Genomic DNA, 16,808 nt, shown 5'->3' on the forward strand with positions numbered 1-16,808 from the left:
CCATGGTGTACCCGAGAGCCTTCTCAGGCAAACCCACACGCCCCAGCGTACGCCGAATGGTGGGCGCCTATGCTCGCCTTCGTGGAAAACCACTCCTTGCCGCGGACCGCCGCCTTCTTCGACTTGGACAAGACAGTCATTGCCAAGTCGTCGACCCTCACGTTCAGCAAGTCCTTCTATCAAGGGGGACTCATCAACCGCCGGGCCGTGCTGCGTACGGCCTATGCCCAGTTCGTGTTCCTCGCGGGCGGCGCCGACCACGACCAGATGGAGCGGATGCGCCAGTACCTGTCGGCGCTCTGCAAGGGCTGGAACGTCGAGCAGGTGAAGGAGATCGTCGCCGAGACGCTCCACGATCTGATCGACCCGATCATCTACGACGAGGCCGCCTCCCTCATCGAGGAGCACCACACCGCCGGCCGTGACGTCGTGATCGTCTCGACCTCCGGCGCCGAGGTGGTCGAGCCCATCGGCGAGCTGCTCGGGGCGGACCGCGTGGTGGCCACCCGGATGGTCGTGGGGGACGACGGCTGCTTCACGGGTGACGTCGAGTACTACGCCTACGGCCCCACCAAGGCGGAGGCCGTCAAGGAGCTCGCCGCCTCCGAGGGGTACGACCTGTCCCGCTGCTACGCGTACAGCGACTCGGCGACCGACGTCCCCATGCTGGAGTCGGTGGGCCACCCCTTCGCGGTCAATCCGGATCGGGCACTCCGGCGCGAAGCGGCCATCCGAGATTGGCCGGTTCTCGTCTTCAACCGGCCGGTCCGGCTCAAGCAGCGGCTCCCCGGGCTCTCCATGCCACCGCGGCCGGCCCTGGTCGCGGCGGCGGCCGTGGGCGCCGCGGCGGCCACCGCCGGACTCGTCTGGTACGCGAGCCGGCGACGCGCGGCGGCGGCGAGCTGACCGAGCGACGGCGCCCCACGAGCCGCAGCGCGCACCAGTCGTTCTGCCCTGTTTGAACCTAAAAGTAAAGAAGTGCGGTCAGGGGTTCCGCTTCACCCCGGCCTGGAGTACAAATAAGGCAACGGCCCGCGAGACCTGGGACATCCGAGAGGATCACCTTCTACGCAACACGGCCCCACGGACCGAGCATGGACCATCGAGCACCCACGCGACGTCGACCCGTCGATTACGGGCCAGCCGCACCAGGTGACGGGCAGAAGTTCCCGACCTGATGGGCAACCTTCGAGGACGCTTGGTAACCCGGTGGACATGCCAGCGGCGGTACCGATCCGGTACCGCCGCACTCCTTTTCCAAGGCCCCCGCGCCGCCTAGGCCGCTCCGCGCTGAAGCGCCTCGCAGACCGCCGTCGACTCCCGTACACCGAGCTCGACCGAGCGGCCGCAGTGGGTGATCCAGGCGGCCACCCCCTCCGGGGTCCCCGACGCGTAGCCGTCGAGCGCCGCCGCGTACGCCGCGCGCCCCTGCTCCGCGTGGCCCACCTCCGCCGGACAGATCGCCTTGGGGTCGAGACCGCTGCCGATCAGCACGATGCGTTCGGCGGCTCGCGCCACCAGCCCGTTGTACGAGCCGAACGGACGCAGAGCGAGCAGTTCGCCGTGTACCACGGCCGCCGTGACCAGCGCCGGGGCCGAGGAACCCGCGATGATCAGCTGGGACAGACCCTCCAGGCGGCCCGCCACCTCGTCGGCGTCCGGCAGCGGCAGCTCGATCAGCGGCTCGTCCACCGGCTCGCCGTGCGCGCGCGGACGCCCGACCGCGTCCGCGGAGTCGGCGGCGGCGACCAGATGCAGCCGGGCGAGCACCCGTAGGGGCGACTGCCGCCAGATGGAGAGCAACTGGCCCGCCTCGGCGGTCAGGCGCAGAGCGGCGCCCACCGTGCGTGCCTCGCTCTCGGAGCCGAAGTCGCTGCGCCGCCGCACCTCCTCCAGCGCCCAGTCCGCGCCGGAGAGCGCGGCGCTGCCACGCGCCCCCCGCAGGGCCGCCTCGGAGGTGATCTCGTTGCTGCGCCGGCGCATGACCCGGTGTCCGTAGACCCGGTCGACGGCTTTGCGCACGGAGTCCACGGCGTCCGGGACGCCCGGCAGGGTACCCAGGGCGACCAGCGGATCGGGGGTCGACGAGGCGTTCGTACTCATAGGTAGCGAGGCTACGCGTCCGGGGCCCACACCCCACCTTCGAGTGGTCTTCTTCACTCGCGTCCCCTACATAACGCTGCCGTACGATTACCGTTGGTGAACATGAAGATCGCTTTCGTGGGCAAGGGCGGCAGCGGCAAGACCACGCTGTCCTCGCTCTTCATCCGCCACCTCACCGCCAACGAGGCCGCCGTGCTGGCGGTCGACGCCGATATCAACCAGCACCTGGGGGCCGCGCTCGGGCTCGACGAGCCGGAGGCCGCCGCGCTGCCCGCGATGGGCGCGCAGCTGCCGCTGATCAAGGACTATCTGCGCGGCACCAACCCCCGGATCGTCTCCGCCGAGACGATGATCAAGACGACTCCGCCGGGGCACGGTTCGCGGCTGCTGCGGCTGCGCGAGTCGAATCCGATCTACGAGGCGTGCGCGCGGCGGGTGGTGCTCGACGACGGGGACATCCGGCTGATGGCGACCGGCCCGTTCACCGAGTCCGACCTGGGGGTGGCCTGCTACCACTCGAAGGTCGGCGCGGTGGAGCTGTGCCTGAACCACCTGGTGGACGGCCCGGACGAGTACGTGGTCGTCGACATGACGGCCGGGTCGGACTCGTTCGCCTCCGGGATGTTCACCCGCTTCGACATGACCTTCCTGGTGGCCGAGCCGACCCGCAAGGGCGTGTCGGTCTACCGGCAGTACAAGGAGTACGCGCGCGACTTCGGGGTCGCTCTGAAGGTCGTCGGCAACAAGGTGCAGGGCCAGGACGACCTGGACTTCCTGCGGGCCGAGGTCGGGGAGGACCTGCTGGTCACGGTCGGGCACTCCGACTGGGTGCGCGCGATGGAGAAGGGGCGCCCGCCGCGCTTCGAGCTCCTGGAGGCCGACAACCGGCTCGCCCTCCAGGCGCTGCAGAACGCGGCGGAGGACTCGTACGAGGGGCGCGACTGGGAGCGGTACACCCGCCAGATGGTCCACTTCCATCTGAAGAACGCCGAGAGCTGGGGGAACGCGAAGACGGGCGCCGACCTGGCGGCCCAGGTCGACCCCGACTTCGTGCTGCGGGAGGAGTTCGCCGTTCCGCAGCCGAGCTGAGCCCGCCGGGCGGAGCGCGGCGAGCTCAGTCGGCGGCAAGCTCAGTCGGTGGCAAGCTCAGTCGGTGGCCAGGACAGTCGGTGGCCGGGTCAGCTCGCGGCGGCCTGCTTGAGGCCGGGCTGCGGGAGCGGCTTGGCCGACTGGACCGGCAGGGCGGGCTGGGCGGTCAGGAAGGCCGTCCAGCCGCCCTTCGGGGCCTCGCCGACCTTCAGCTGACGGAACTTGTCGAGCGTCGACGGGTCCTGGGCGTCCAGCCAGTCGGCGAGCTGGCGGAACGACACGCAGTGAACCTCGCGCTTGACGCAGACCGTCTTGATCGTGTCCTCCACGGCCCGCATATAGGCCCCGCCGTTCCAGGACTCGAAGTGGTTGCCGATGATCAGCGGCGCGCGGTTGCCGTTGTACGAGCGCTCGAAGGCCTGGAGCAGGCCGTCGCGCATCTGGTTGCCCCAGAACTCGTGCTGGTCGGCGTCGCCGGTCACCGCGCCCGACTGGTTCATGTAGAAGTTGTAGTCCATGGACAGCGTCTGGAAGGCGCGGCCCGGGACCGGCACCAGCTGCATCGACAGGTCCCAGACGCCGTTGTCGTTCTTCTTCGGCCACACCTGGTCGTTGACGCCGCTGGTGTCGTAGCGCCAGCCGAGCTGGCCGGCCGCCTGCACGAAGTTCTTGCGGCCCTCCAGGCAGGGGGTGCGGCCGCCGATGAGCTCCTTGTCGTAGTCGAACGGAAGTGGCGCCTCCGACTTGAGCCCGGAGTTGGACTTCCAGTTCTTCACGAACGACTTGGCCTGGGCGATCTCGCTCTTCCACTCGTCCACCGACCAGGTGCCGACGCCGCCGTCGTTCCCGCAGAAGTGGCCGTTGAAGTGGGTGCCGACCTCGTTGCCGTCCTGCCACGCGGCGCGCAGCTGGGTGACCGTGTCCTTGATGCCCTTCAGGTCGTTGAACCCGATGTCACTGCTGCCCGCCGAGTGTTTGGGCGCGGTGTACCGCTCGCGCTTGCTCTCCGGGAGCATGTACACACCGCTGAGGAAGTACGTCATCGTCGCGTTGTACTTCTTGCCGACCTCGCGGAAGTGGGAGAACAGCCGCTGGCTGTCCTCACCGGCCCCATCCCAGGAGAACACCACGAACTGCGGCGGCTGCTGACCCGGCGCCAGCTTGCGCGGCTTCAGCAGATGGGGCTGGGCCCCGGTGAACGCGGTGGAGCCGTCCCCGATCAGCCGTACGACGTTCTTGGGGGCGGCGGCGCCCGCTCCGGGCCCGGGCGCGGCCGCCTTGGTCCCGTTGCCCACCGAGCACCCCGCGACGCCCGCGATCAGCGCGGCGACGACGGCGCCGGTGGCGATCCTCTTCGTGGCGGCCATCATCCGCCCACCCTCTTCCTCGCAGATCAGTAGATCCGAAGATCTCTCGTACCGAAGGTCATCAAATCGCCGCAAAAGTGACACGCAGGATGAGGGAAGGAGGCGCGACAGGCCGCACGAAAAGCTGCTTATTCACCGCTGCGAGTGAATCGCTGCGCCATTTGACCGAAATGTCAAGCGCTGACCTTTACTCTGCATTACGATTCGTTTACCGAGAGTTGAGAATCCCGCCGCTGTACGCCGTGACCCACGGCCGCGACCCCCCATCCGCGACCGCGCCGCCCCGGAGGAGACGGGAACATGTCTGCCTGCGTCCCCACCCGCACCCAGCCCCTCACTCACCCCGACAGCCACCGGCATCAGCCCGCCCCGCCCCCCAGGAGAGGAGGCCGCCGCTTCCGGATCGCCGGAGCCGATCTGGCCGCGTCCATCACCGTCTTCCTGCTCGCCGTGCCGATGTCGCTCGGCCTCGCCGTCGCCATCGACGCCCCGCTGGGAGCCAGCCTCGTCGCCGCCGGAGTCGGCGGCATCGTCGCCGGGCTGCTCGGCGGCACACCGCTCCTTGTCAGCGGCCCATCCGCCGGACTCACGGTGGTTTCGGCCGAGTTGATCCAGAGCTACGGCTGGCGCACCACCTGCGCCATCACCGTCCTCGCGGGTCTGCTCCAAATCGCACTCGGCTCGCTGAAGGCCGCGCGCTCCGCGCTCGCCGTGAGCCCCGCCATCGTGCACGGCACCCTCGCCGGCATCGGCGCCGCCATCGCGCTGGCCCAGCTCCACATCGTCCTGGGCGGCTCCCCGCAGAGCTCGGCCGTCGACAACGCGCGGGCGCTGCCCGACCAGTTGGCCAGGGTCGGTCCCGCCGCACCCCTCATCGGGGCGCTCACCATCGCCGTGCTCCTGGCGTGGCCCCGGCTGCCCGGGCGGACGGGGAGATTCCTGCGCCGCCTGCCCGCCGCGCTCGCCTGTGTGGTGATCGCCACCGGGGCGGCCGCCGTGGCCGCGCCGGACATCGCCCGGGTCGACCTGCCCTCCTGGGACGCGCACGTCCTGCCCGAGCTGCCGCACGGGCCGGCGGGCGGACTGGTCGCCGCCGTGCTCACGGTGACCCTGGTCGCCAGCCTGGAGTCGCTGCTCTCCGCCGTCGCCGTGGACAAGCTGGCCGCCGAACGGCCGAGCGGCGCCCCCCACCGGGCCGATCTCGACCGGGAGCTGCGCGGCCAGGGCATCGCCAACACCGTCTCCGGACTGCTCGGCGGAATGCCGGTCTCCGGTGGCGCGGTGCGCGGCAGCGCCAATGTGCGGGCCGGGGCGACCGGGCGCGCCTCCACCGTGCTGCACGGGGTGTGGGTGCTGCTCGCCGCCGGGCTGCTGGTGGCCGTGCTGGAGTGGATTCCGCTGGCGGCGCTGGCCGCGCTGGTGATGATGGTCGGCCTCCAGATGGTGTCGTACGCCCATATCCGCAAGGTCCACCGCCACCGCGAGTTCCTGGTGTACGTGGCGACGGTGGGCGGGGTGCTGCTGTTCGGCGTGCTCCAGGGCGTGGTCATCGGGATCGCCGTGGCCGTCGCGGTCGCGCTGCGCCGGGTGACGCGCACCCGGATCACCGTGCACCGCCAGGACGACGGGTCGTATCTGGTGCGGGCACGCGGTCAGTTGACGTTCCTGGCGGTACCGCGGCTGACCAGGGCGCTGAACCAGGTGCCGCAAGGAGCGTGCTCGGTCGTGGAGTTGGACGGGTCGTTCATGGACCACGCGGCGTACGAGGCGTTGCAGGGCTGGCAGGCCACGCACACCGCGCGCGGTGGCGAGGTGCGGATCACCGGCCGGTCCGGCGGCCGCGTCTCCGAGGCCCTCTCCGGGGCGCAGAGCTGCTGTCGCCCCTGGACCCCCTGGCGCAACCACCACTGCCACGACGCGGCACCCGCGCCCGAGCGACAGGGGCACCAACTGGCCGATGGGCTCAGCTCGTTCCAGCGCAACACCGCGCCCCTGGTGCGGGACGAGCTGGCGCGGCTGGCGCGCGAGGGGCAGCAGCCGTCCCAGCTCTTCCTCACCTGCGCGGACTCCCGGCTCGTCACCAGCATGATCACGTCGAGCGGCCCGGGCGACCTGTTCACCGTGCGCAACGTCGGCAACCTGGTGCCGCCGCCCGGGGCGGAGTGCGGCGACGACTCGGTGGCGGCGGCGATCGAGTACGCGGTGGAGGTGCTGCGGGTCGGGTCCATCACGGTCTGCGGCCACTCCGGCTGCGGGGCCATGCAGGCGCTCCTCGCGGGCAAGCCGGATGCCCCGCAGACGCCACTGCGGCGCTGGCTGCGGCACGGGATGCCCAGTCTGGAGCGGATGGCCAGCCGCAGGCACGCCTGGGCGCGGATCGCCGGTCGGCTGCCCGCAGACGCCGTCGAACAGCTCTGCCTCACCAACGTGGTGCAGCAGCTGGACCATCTGCGGCGCCACGAGTCGGTGGCGCGGCGGCTGGCCGAGGGCACGCTGACCCTGCACGGCATGTACTTCCATGTCGGCGAGGCGCAGGCGTACTTGCTGGCGTCCGACGACTGCGAGGAAGTCTTCGAGGAAGTCGCGCCCACCCCCCTCGAAGCGGCCCTCGGCTGACGCGCCGCGGCGCGCGCCGCGCGACTGCCTGAACCCAGGGCGGACCTGGTCCGTGAGACCGTCTGATGGCACGCCGACGGCCCGGCAGCACTACAGGTCTAAACCAATTTTCGGGAGACCCTTGTCACCCGGCGATTGGCCTGATGAGCTATGGCCCGGGACACATAGGCACATGGGACGCCCTGGGAAAGGGAGATGTCGTGAGCAACGAAAGCCTGGCCAACCTCTTGAAGGAGGAGCGCCGGTTCGCTCCTCCTGCCGCGCTGGCCGCTGACGCCAACGTGACGGCAGAGGCGTACGAGCAGGCCGAGGCGGACAGGCTGGGCTTCTGGGCCGAGCAGGCCCGACGCCTCAGCTGGGCCACCGAGCCGACCGAGACGCTCGACTGGTCGAACCCCCCGTTCGCGAAGTGGTTCGCCGACGGGCAGCTGAACGTGGCGTACAACTGCGTGGACCGGCACGTCGAGGCGGGCAACGGCGACCGGGTCGCCATCCACTTCGAGGGCGAGCCCGGCGACAGCCGCGCGATCACCTACGCCGAGCTCAAGGACGAGGTCTCGCGGGCCGCCAACGCCCTGACGGAGCTGGGCGTCCGGGCCGGGGACCGGGTCGCGGTGTACATGCCGATGATTCCCGAGGCGGCCGTCGCGATGCTCGCCTGCGCGCGGATCGGCGCGGCGCACTCGGTGGTCTTCGGCGGGTTCTCGGCCGACGCGGTCGCCTCCCGTATCCAGGACGCCGACGCGAAGCTGGTCATCACGGCGGACGGCGGGTACCGGCGCGGCAAGCCGTCCGCGCTGAAGCCCGCGATCGACGACGCGGTGGCGAAGTGCCCGCAGGTCGAGCACGTCCTGGTGGTGCGGCGCACGGGCCAGGAGACCGCCTTCACCGAGGGCCGGGACGTCTGGTGGCACGACATCGTCGGGCGCCAGTCGGCCGAGCACACCCCGCGGGCGTTCGACGCCGAGCACCCGCTGTTCATCCTGTACACGTCCGGTACGACGGGGAAGCCGAAGGGCATCCTGCACACCTCGGGCGGCTATCTGACGCAGGCCGCCTACACCCACCACGCGGTCTTCGACCTCAAGCCCGAGACCGACGTGTACTGGTGCACCGCCGACATCGGCTGGGTGACCGGACACTCGTACATCGTCTACGGGCCGCTGGCCAACGGGGCGACGCAGGTCATGTACGAGGGCACGCCGGACACCCCGCACCAGGGGCGGTTCTGGGAGATCGTGCAGAAGTACGGGGTGACGATCCTGTACACGGCGCCGACGGCGATCCGGACGTTCATGAAGTGGGGCGACGACATCCCCGCGAAGTTCGACCTGTCGTCGCTGCGGGTGCTGGGGTCGGTGGGCGAGCCCATCAACCCCGAGGCATGGATGTGGTACCGCAAGCACATCGGTGCGGACTCCTGCCCGATCGTGGACACCTGGTGGCAGACCGAGACCGGCGCGATGATGATCTCGCCGCTGCCGGGCGTGACGGAGACCAAGCCCGGGTCCGCGCAGCGGGCGCTGCCGGGCATCTCGGCGACCGTCGTGGACGACGAGGCGCGCGAGGTGCCGGACGGGGGCGGCGGGTACCTCGTCCTCACCGAGCCGTGGCCGTCGATGCTGCGCACGATCTGGGGCGACGACCAGCGGTTCATCGACACGTACTGGTCGCGGTTCGAGGGGAAGTACTTCGCCGGGGACGGGGCGAAGAAGGACGAGGACGGGGACATCTGGCTGCTGGGCCGGGTGGACGACGTGATGCTCGTGTCCGGGCACAACATCTCCACGACCGAGGTCGAGTCGGCGCTCGTCTCGCATCCGTCGGTCGCCGAGGCGGCGGTCGTCGGCGCGGCCGACGAGACGACCGGGCAGGCGATCGTGGCGTTCGTGATCCTGCGGGGGGCGGCGGCGCAGACCGAGGGGCTCGTGGAGGAGCTGCGGGCGCATGTGGGGGCCACGCTGGGGCCGATCGCCAAGCCCAAGCGGATTCTGCCGGTGGCGGAGCTTCCCAAGACGCGGTCGGGGAAGATCATGCGGCGGTTGCTGCGGGATGTTGCGGAGAATCGGGAGCTGGGGGATGTCACTACGTTGACGGATTCTTCGGTGATGGAGCTTATTCAGACGCAGTTGCCGGGGGTGGGTAGCGAGGGGTGAGGGGGAGGGGGCAGGGGCGGGGGGTGGTCGTCTGCCGGGTGCGGGGTGTGTGGGGTTGCGCCTACGGCGGTTCTCCCCCACCCCGCCCCTTCCCTGAACCCTCCGGGGGTTGGGGGTGGGTGCAGCTGGTATCGGCCCTGCCGGGAGCTGCGCCCCCGGGGCCCCCGGGTTCGGCTTCGGCTGCCGGCCCGGTGGAGGGTTGCTCGCGCAGTTCCCCGCGCCCCTAAGCCCCCCGTTCGGCTGCCGGTCGGTGGAGGGTTCTCGCGCCGTTCCCCGCGCCCCCAAAGCCCCCCGTTCGACTGCCGGCCCCGTGGGGGCTGAGCGTGCCGTTCCCCGCGCCCCTGGAAGGGGCTTCGCCCCATCACTGGCGAGCCGGGGCGGTGCCGGGTCCCGGCAGCCCCAGGGGCGCGGGGAACTGCGCGCGCAGCCCTCCGCCGGGCCGCAGACGAACCCCGGGCAACAAACCCCTCTGCCCCTAAAGTGGCGATCGTCGGATTTGCCCTTCTCTTCCCGGGTAAAGGCTTAGGTAAAGTAAGGATTCGGGTGCGCCGGGAAGTCTGGTCGGCAATGTGGTTGGTCATGCCCGTAGAACCGGACCGGAGGTCGCCCCCGTGGTCGCGCCCGACACCTCGCCCGACACCTCGCCCGGCCCCCTCAAGGACAGCCGCCGGACGTTCCTCGCGCGGCTCTCGCTGCCTGAGCGGAACTACGTCGCGGAGGCGCTGCGCGCCGAGACCGTCGGCGGAGTGCTGCTCCTCGCCGCCGCGATCGCCGCGCTGATCTGGGCCAACGTCTGGGGCGGCAGCTACGCCCACGTACGGGGGGTGCACGTCGGCGTCGGCTCCCTCGGGCTCGATCTCTCCCTCCAGCACTGGGCCGCCGACGGCCTCCTCGCCGTCTTCTTCTTCGTCGCCGGCATCGAGCTCAAGCGCGAACTCGTCGCCGGTGAGCTGCGCGACCCCAAGGCCGCCGCGCTCCCCGTGATCGCCGCCGTCTGCGGGATGGCGATGCCCGCCCTCGTATACGTGCTGGTCAACGCCGTGGGCGGCGGGGCGTTGGACGGCTGGGCGGTGCCGACCGCCACCGACATCGCCTTCGCGCTCGCCGTGCTCGCGGTCATCGGGACCTCGCTGCCCAGCGCCCTGCGCGCGTTCCTGCTCACGCTCGCCGTCGTCGACGACCTCTTCGCGATCCTCATCATCGCCGTCCTCTTCACCAAGGAGATCGACTTCCTCGCGCTCGGGGGTGCGTTCCTCGGCCTCGCCCTCCTCTGGGTGCTGCTGCGCACCGGCGTACGGGGCTGGTACGTGTACGTTCCGCTGGCGCTGGTCGTCTGGGGGCTGATGTACAACAGCGGCGTCCACGCCACCATCGCGGGCGTCGCCATGGGCCTGATGCTGCGCTGCACCCGCCGCGAGGGCGAGGAGCACTCCCCGGGCGAGCACATCGAGCACCTGGTGCGCCCCCTCTCCGCCGGGCTCGCCGTGCCGCTCTTCGCCCTGATGTCGGCCGGGGTCGGTGTCAGCGGCGGGGCGCTGGCGGACGTCTTCACCCGGCCCGAGACCCTCGGCGTGGTGCTCGGTCTGGTGGTCGGCAAGGCGGTGGGCATCTTCGCGGGGACGTGGTGCGCCGCGCGGTTCACCAGGGCGGAGCTCAACGAGGACCTCGCCTGGGCGGACGTCTTCGCGGTGGCGGCGCTGGCCGGGATCGGCTTCACCGTCTCGCTGCTCATCGGCGAGCTGGCCTTCGACGGCGAGGGCGCGCTCGCGGACGAGATCAAGGCGGCCGTCCTGGTGGGCTCGCTGATCGCGGCCGTCTTCGCCACCGTCCTGCTGAAGCTGCGCGTACGCCGTTACCGCGCGCTCGTCGACGAGGAGGAGCGCGACGAGGACCACGACGGCATCCCGGATGTGTACGAACAGCACAATCCGGCCTATCACCTGCGGATGGCCGTCCTCTACGAGGCGAAGGCCGCCGAGCACCGACGCCTCGCGCAAGTGGCGGGGGCGGGGAGCGACGAGGCCGACCGTCCGGCATGATCTGACATCTGGGCCGGAGAAGGACGTCTGGGCCGGGAGATGACGGGACCGGAGAGAGAAGAGGGAGTCAGCGAATGAGCGACCCCAGCAACACCGCCGTCGGCGGCGCCGACCGCAGCCTCGGCCAGCTGGTCGCCACGGCGACGGCCGAGATGTCCGCGCTGGTGCACGACGAGATCGCGCTCGCCAAGGCGGAGCTGCGCCAGGACGTCAAGCGCGGGGCGATCGGTGGCCTCGCCATCAGTACCGCGGGAGTGTTCGCCCTGTTCTCGCTGCCGGTGCTGAGCTTCGCGGCGGCGTACGGGATCCACAACCTGGGCCTCGGCCTCGCCTGGTCGTTCCTGATCGTGGGCGGGGCGTTCCTGCTGCTCGCGGGCCTGCTCGCGCTGCTGTCGGTGTCGAAGTTCAAGAAGGTGAAGCCGCCGGAGAAGTCCATCGCCTCGGCCAAGCAGACCGCCGCCGTGCTCGGGGGCGTCAAGCCGCATCCCCGCCCGGTCACGGAGCAGACCCCGGCTGTGGCACGCTCGTCTGCATGACCGCACCTGATACCGGTACCGGCGCCACGGGCAGCCCCGGCGGCAATGGCAGCCCTGTCCGCATCGATGGTCCCTGGACACACAGGGACGTAGCGGCCAATGGTGCGCGCTTCCACATCGCGGAGCTGGGTGACGGTCCGCTGGTGTTGCTGCTCCACGGCTTCCCGCAGTTCTGGTGGACGTGGCGGCACCAGCTGACCGCACTCGCCAACGCCGGTTTCCGGGCGGTCGCCATGGACCTGCGGGGCGTCGGCGGCAGCGACCGCACGCCGCGCGGCTACGACCCGGCCAACCTCGCGCTGGACATCACCGGGGTCGTACGGTCGCTCGGCGAGCCCGACGCGGCGCTGGTCGGCCACGATCTGGGCGGCTATCTGGCGTGGACGGCGGCCGTGATGCGGCCCAAACTGGTGCGCCGCCTGGCGGTGTCGTCGATGCCGCACCCCCGGCGCTGGCGCTCCGCGATGCTCTCCGACTTCGCGCAGTCGCGGGCCGGTTCGTACGTCTGGGGCTTCCAGCGGCCGTGGCTTCCGGAGCGCCGGCTCGTCGCGGACGACGCGGCGCTGGTGGGACAGCTGATGCGGGAGTGGTCGGGTCCGCTGGCTCCCGAGGACGAGGCTGTGGAGGTGTACCGGCGGGCGATGACGATCCCGTCGACCGCGCACTGCTCGATCGAGCCGTACCGCTGGATGGTGCGCTCGCTGGCCCGGCCCGACGGCATCCAGTTCAACCGCCGGATGAAGCGGCCGGTACGGGTACCGACGCTGCATCTGCACGGTTCGCTCGACCCCGTGATGCGCACCCGCAGCGCGGCGGGCTCCGGCGAGTACGTCGAAGCCCCCTACCGCTGGCGGCTGTTCGACGGTCTGGGCCACTTCCCCCACGAGGAGGACCCGGCCGCGTTCTCGGCGGAGCTGGTGAACTGGCTGAAGGATCCCGAGCCCGACCGCTGACCCGTTCCGCCGGGCGGTAAGCCGGGTGGCGAGCCGGGCAGTGGGGCCGTCCGGCGAGCGGACGGGAACGTTTGTCTGACGAACAGCCAAATGCCCGGCGCATAGGCCAATTGGCCGCCCAAGACGCGGTTACCGACCTTGGGGCCCGGGCAGACGTCGGGGTATGGGCTGGACGCACGACTACGGTGACGCAGCACGCAACCGCCGCTCGGCCACCGCGCCGATTTCGCACGAGAGGGGTGGCCCGCAAGCTCAGGGCCATGATCCCCGACTCGGCATTCCGCGTATCCTCCGTCGCCGGGCCCGCTGGGTCTCGGCCCGGCTGCGCCATTCGCGCACGTAGCACGCGCCGCGCGCGCCCGGCGTCCGTCCGGGATCACCGGCGCAGGTACGCGAGCCCCGGATGGGCGTCCCGGTAGCCGTCCAGAAGCCGGTGGGCCACCTGGACGGAGTCGACCAGCGGGTGCAGGGCGAAGGCCTTCACCGCCGCCCGTGCCGACCCGCCCTCGGCGGCCTCCAGGACACAGCGCTCGACCGCCTTCACCGCGCTGACCAGGCCCGCCTCATGGCCCGTCAGCTGGGTGACCGGCAGCGGGCGCGGGCCCGAGGCGTCGACGCGGCACGGGATCTCGACGACCGCCTCGGCGTCGAGGGCGTGCAGCGAGGAGCCGTTGGGGACGTTCAGGATCAGCGTCGCCGGCTCGTCGCGCGCGATCGCCCGCATCAGCGCCAGCGCGACCTTCTCGTACCCGCCCGACTCCAGGTCGTCCGGAGCGCGCTCGCCCGCGCCCGAGACCTCCCGGTTCTCGGACATGTACGTGGCCTCGCGCTCGGCGCGGGTGCGGTCCCAGGCGTCCCACGCCTGCTCGCGCCCACCGGCGGACCCGCCCACGGTCGCGTAGAAACGCTCCTGCTGGCCGAGGAGGAAGGCGCCACGGGTCAGCTCCGCCTGCCGGTACGCGGCCACGGCCTCGCGGTTGAAGTAGTAGTAGTGCAGATACTCGTTGGGCACCGAGCCCAGGGAGCGCAGCCAGTCGGCGCCGAAGAGCCGGCCCTCCTCGAACGAGGTCAGCAGCGCGTCGTCCGCGAACAGCCGCGGCAGCACGTCCTGTTCGCCCTCGTAGAGGCCGTGGAGCCAGCCGAGGTGGTTCAGACCCGCGTAGTCCAGCCGTACGGAGTCGGGGTCGGCGCCGACCGTACGGGCCACGCGGCGGGCCAGGCCGACCGGGGAGTCGCAGATGCCGATGACCCTCGCGCCCAGGTGGCGGCCCATGGCCTCGGTGACGAGACCGGCCGGGTTGGTGAAGTTGATGACCCAGGCGTCGGGGGCGAGCGCCTTGATCCGGCGGGCGAGGGCGTCCGCCACGGGCACGGTCCGCAGGCCGTACGCGATACCGCCCGCGCCGACCGTCTCCTGGCCCAGGACGCCCTCGGCGAGCGCGATCCGCTCGTCGGCCGCCCGGCCCGCGAGGCCGCCCACCCGGATCGCGGAGAAGACGAAGTCGGCGCCGCGCAGCGCCTCGTCCAGGTCGGTCACCGCCCGGACGGCCGGGGCGTCCACGGCACCGCGCGCCTGGTCCGCGAGGACCCGGGCGATGGCCGCGAGCCGGGCCGCGTCCACGTCGTAGAGCGTGACCTCGGTGATCCGGCCGGGGGCGTGGTCGCGCAGCAGGGCGCCGTACACGAGCGGCACGCGGAAACCGCCGCCGCCGAGGATCGTCAGTCGCATTCCGGCCTCTTCGGGGAGTCGGGATCAGCGGGATGTCGGGATCAGCGGGAAATCGGGGTCGACGGGGTGCCGGGGTCAGTGGGGCGGCACCGCGGTCGTCAGAGGGCGCACTGCTGGCTGTCGACCTGCTGGTTGGCGGTGCGGCCGAGCTGGATGTCCTCGCGGATCTCGTTCGCCGTCAGCGCGTAACCGGTGTTCGGGTCGTCGAGGGACTTGGCGAAGACCACTCCGTAGACCTTGCCGTCGGGGGTGAGGAGGGGGCCGCCGGAGTTGCCCGGGCGGACCGTGGTGAACAGCGAGTAGACCTCGCGGGTGACCGTGCCGCGGTGGTAGATGTCCGGGCCCGGCGGGGTGATCCGGCCGCGCACGCGCGCGGCGCGCACGTCGTACGGCTGGTCCTCGGGGAAGCCCGCGACGATCGCGCCGCTGCCGCTGTGCGCCTGCTGCGAGGCGAACCGCAGCACCGGGGCCTTCAGGTCCGGCACGTCCAGGACCGCGATGTCACGGCGCCAGTCGTAGACGACCACCTTCGCGTCGTACGTCCGCCCCTGACCGCCTATCTGGATCTTCGGGTCCGACACGCCGCCCACCACATGGGCGTTGGTCATCACCCGGCGCTCGGCGAAGACGAAGCCGGTGCCCTCCAGGCGCTTGCCGCAGCTCGGCGCGGTGCCGGTGACCTTGACGATCGAGCGCTTGGCGGAGGCCGCGACCGGGCTGGTGGCCAGCGCCTGGTCGGGGGGCGGGACCTTGGTGATCGACTCGTTGGTGAACGGGGCGAAGACCTGCGGCAGCCCGTTCTGGGCGAGCATGGAGGAGAAGTCCGAGAACCAGGTGTACGCCTGCTGGGGCATCGCCTTGTCGACTCCGCGCAGGATGCGGGAGTCGTTGACCGCCCGGCCCAGCGCGTTCCCCCGGCTGGAGGAGTCCTGGGGGTCGGCGAGCGGGGCGAGCGCGGTGCCGATCAGCCAGGCGACCAGGAGCATGGCGACGACGTTGACAAGCGCGCCGCCCGTGGCGTCCAGGGCGCGCGCGGGCGACCAGGTGATGTGCTGGCGCAGCTTGTTGCCCAGGTGGGTGGTGAAGGCCTGGCCCACGGAGGCGCAGACGATCACGACGACGACCGCCACGATGGCGGCGGTGGTCGACACGGTCCGCTTGTCCGTCAGCTGGTCCCAGATGACCGGCAGCAGATACACGGCGATGAGACCACCGCCGAGGAAGCCGATCACCGACAGGATGCCGACGACGAAGCCCTGGCGGTAGCCGACGATCGCGAACCACACGGCGGCGACCAGCAACAGGATGTCCAGCACGTTCACGGGGTCAGCCTGTCACGCGTGCCAGTCGAGCGGGACCCGGCGGGTGCGATCCCAGGGCCGCTCCCAGCCCGCGAAGTGCAGCAGCCGGTCGATCACCCCGGCCGTGAAGCCCCACACGAGGGCGGATTCGACCAGAAAGGCCGGGCCTGCGTGGCCCCGCGGGTGCACCGCGGTGGCCCGGTTGGCCGGGTCCGTGAGATCCGCCACGGGGACCGTGAAGACCCGGGCGGTCTCCGCCGCGTCCACCGCGCGCACCTCGGTGCGCTCGCGCCACCAGCCGAGGACCGGAGTCACCACGAAACCGCTCACCGGGATGTAGAGCCGGGGCAGCACGCCGAAGATCTGCACCCCCTCGGGGTCCAGACCGGTCTCCTCCTCGGCCTCGCGCAGGGCGGCGCGCAGCGGCCCGGTGGTCTGGGGGTCGCCGTCCTCGGGGTCGAGGGCGCCACCCGGGAAGGAGGGCTGGCCGCCGTGCGAGCGCAGCTGGCTGGCGCGCTCCATGAGCAGCAGCTCGGGTCCGGCCGGGCCCTCGCCGAAGAGGACCAGCACGGCGGACTGGCGTCCCGCGCCGCTCTCGGGCGGCAGGAAGCGGCTGAGCTGGAGCGGCTCGATGCGGTCGGCCGCGCGCGCGACGGGGCCGAGCCACTCGGGCAGCCCCTCACGGCTCACGGCGGGCCCGTGAGGGCCGCCGCGCCCCCCGGAGGGGGCCGGACCCCCCCGGCCGCTCCCGTACGCCCTGCTGGGGTCGCTGGTGCGGCTGGAGCCGGCCGCGCCTGAGCCGGTCCCGCTGGGCTCGCCGGTCGTGCTGGAGCTGGTCCTGCTGGTGTCACTGGTCCTGCTGGAGCTGGTCCTGCTGGTGTCGCTCGCGTGCGTCATGGGCACCCCCGTCGTCCACCGG

General features: G+C 71.5%; 13 protein-coding genes. 8 read left to right on the top strand and 5 right to left on the bottom strand.

Translation table 11 applies throughout. The features are described 5' to 3' along the window. Positions 1–69: 69 nt before the first annotated feature. Positions 70–906: an HAD family hydrolase gene (locus ACZ4MU_RS27195; protein WP_467881571.1), complete on the top strand. Its 837-nt coding sequence runs from the start codon at positions 70–72 to the stop codon at positions 904–906. A 369-nt stretch (positions 907–1,275) separates the two neighbouring features. Here the strand turns inward: ACZ4MU_RS27195 and ACZ4MU_RS27200 are convergent, their stop codons facing one another. Then, positions 1,276–2,103 (bottom strand): Fic family protein, encoded by an 828-nt coding sequence (locus ACZ4MU_RS27200; protein WP_467881573.1) that lies wholly within the window; start codon positions 2,101–2,103, stop codon positions 1,276–1,278. A 102-nt stretch (positions 2,104–2,205) separates the two neighbouring features. Between ACZ4MU_RS27200 and ACZ4MU_RS27205 the strand changes: the two genes are divergently transcribed. Continuing rightward, positions 2,206–3,192, top strand: a complete 987-nt coding sequence (locus ACZ4MU_RS27205; RefSeq protein WP_467881575.1) for an ATP-binding protein — start codon at positions 2,206–2,208, stop codon at positions 3,190–3,192. A gap of 89 nt (positions 3,193–3,281) precedes the next feature. On the opposite strand, the gene ACZ4MU_RS27210 is transcribed toward ACZ4MU_RS27205, so the two are convergent. Beyond that, positions 3,282–4,562 (bottom strand): polysaccharide deacetylase family protein, encoded by a 1,281-nt coding sequence (locus ACZ4MU_RS27210; RefSeq protein ID WP_467881577.1) that lies wholly within the window; start codon positions 4,560–4,562, stop codon positions 3,282–3,284. 297 nt (positions 4,563–4,859) lie between these two features. On the opposite strand from ACZ4MU_RS27210, the gene ACZ4MU_RS27215 reads away from it, so the two are divergent. The 6 genes from ACZ4MU_RS27215 to ACZ4MU_RS27240 all read left to right on the top strand — a co-directional run bounded on the left by ACZ4MU_RS27215 (position 4,860) and on the right by ACZ4MU_RS27240 (position 13,202). Continuing rightward, positions 4,860–7,175, top strand: a complete 2,316-nt coding sequence (locus tag ACZ4MU_RS27215; protein ID WP_467881578.1) for a bifunctional SulP family inorganic anion transporter/carbonic anhydrase — start codon at positions 4,860–4,862, stop codon at positions 7,173–7,175. Between the two features lie 143 nt (positions 7,176–7,318). Next, positions 7,319–9,331 (top strand): acetate--CoA ligase, encoded by a 2,013-nt coding sequence (acs, locus tag ACZ4MU_RS27220; RefSeq protein ID WP_467881580.1) that lies wholly within the window; start codon positions 7,319–7,321, stop codon positions 9,329–9,331. 611 nt (positions 9,332–9,942) lie between these two features. After that, positions 9,943–11,370: a Na+/H+ antiporter NhaA gene (gene nhaA / locus ACZ4MU_RS27225; RefSeq protein WP_467881581.1), complete on the top strand. Its 1,428-nt coding sequence runs from the start codon at positions 9,943–9,945 to the stop codon at positions 11,368–11,370. A gap of 74 nt (positions 11,371–11,444) precedes the next feature. Then, entirely contained in the window at positions 11,445–11,906 is a 462-nt protein-coding gene (locus ACZ4MU_RS27230; protein ID WP_467881583.1) for a phage holin family protein, read from the top strand. Continuing rightward, positions 11,903–12,859, top strand: coding sequence for an alpha/beta fold hydrolase (locus ACZ4MU_RS27235; protein ID WP_467881585.1), 957 nt, complete (start codon positions 11,903–11,905; stop codon positions 12,857–12,859). Before ACZ4MU_RS27230 ends, ACZ4MU_RS27235 begins: the two co-directional genes overlap by 4 nt. Before the next feature lie 163 nt (positions 12,860–13,022). Beyond that, complete coding sequence (locus tag ACZ4MU_RS27240; RefSeq protein WP_467881586.1) at positions 13,023–13,202, top strand: hypothetical protein; 180 nt, start codon at positions 13,023–13,025, stop codon at positions 13,200–13,202. A 33-nt stretch (positions 13,203–13,235) separates the two neighbouring features. On the opposite strand, the gene ACZ4MU_RS27245 is transcribed toward ACZ4MU_RS27240, so the two are convergent. The 3 genes from ACZ4MU_RS27245 to ACZ4MU_RS27255 all read right to left on the bottom strand — a co-directional run bounded on the left by ACZ4MU_RS27245 (position 13,236) and on the right by ACZ4MU_RS27255 (position 16,792). Continuing rightward, positions 13,236–14,588 carry a 6-phospho-beta-glucosidase gene (locus tag ACZ4MU_RS27245; protein WP_467881588.1) on the bottom strand — a complete coding sequence of 451 codons (1,353 nt, stop codon included), beginning with the start codon at positions 14,586–14,588 and terminating at the stop codon, positions 13,236–13,238. Positions 14,589–14,686: 98 nt separating this feature from the next. Next, positions 14,687–15,910, bottom strand: a complete 1,224-nt coding sequence (locus ACZ4MU_RS27250) for a MarP family serine protease (protein WP_467881589.1) — start codon at positions 15,908–15,910, stop codon at positions 14,687–14,689. A 12-nt stretch (positions 15,911–15,922) separates the two neighbouring features. Next, entirely contained in the window at positions 15,923–16,792 is an 870-nt protein-coding gene (locus ACZ4MU_RS27255; RefSeq protein WP_467881590.1) for an NUDIX hydrolase, read from the bottom strand. Positions 16,793–16,808: the final 16 nt, after the last annotated feature.

Source organism: Streptomyces sp. NPDC026377, from assembly GCF_055567715.1.

What these genes read in the sequence shown, in the direction of transcription:
- ACZ4MU_RS27195 (WP_467881571.1), top strand. Translation starts at nt 70, where the DNA reads ATGCTCGCCTTCGTGGAAAACCACTCCTTGCCGCGGACCGCCGCCTTC.
- ACZ4MU_RS27200 (WP_467881573.1), bottom strand. Translation starts at nt 2,103, where the DNA reads ATGAGTACGAACGCCTCGTCGACCCCCGATCCGCTGGTCGCCCTGGGT.
- ACZ4MU_RS27205 (WP_467881575.1), top strand. Translation starts at nt 2,206, where the DNA reads ATGAAGATCGCTTTCGTGGGCAAGGGCGGCAGCGGCAAGACCACGCTG.
- ACZ4MU_RS27210 (WP_467881577.1), bottom strand. Translation starts at nt 4,562, where the DNA reads ATGATGGCCGCCACGAAGAGGATCGCCACCGGCGCCGTCGTCGCCGCG.
- ACZ4MU_RS27215 (WP_467881578.1), top strand. Translation starts at nt 4,860, where the DNA reads ATGTCTGCCTGCGTCCCCACCCGCACCCAGCCCCTCACTCACCCCGAC.
- acs (WP_467881580.1), top strand. Translation starts at nt 7,319, where the DNA reads ATGAGCTATGGCCCGGGACACATAGGCACATGGGACGCCCTGGGAAAG.
- ACZ4MU_RS27230 (WP_467881583.1), top strand. Translation starts at nt 11,445, where the DNA reads ATGAGCGACCCCAGCAACACCGCCGTCGGCGGCGCCGACCGCAGCCTC.
- ACZ4MU_RS27235 (WP_467881585.1), top strand. Translation starts at nt 11,903, where the DNA reads ATGACCGCACCTGATACCGGTACCGGCGCCACGGGCAGCCCCGGCGGC.
- ACZ4MU_RS27240 (WP_467881586.1), top strand. Translation starts at nt 13,023, where the DNA reads ATGGGCTGGACGCACGACTACGGTGACGCAGCACGCAACCGCCGCTCG.
- ACZ4MU_RS27245 (WP_467881588.1), bottom strand. Translation starts at nt 14,588, where the DNA reads ATGCGACTGACGATCCTCGGCGGCGGCGGTTTCCGCGTGCCGCTCGTG.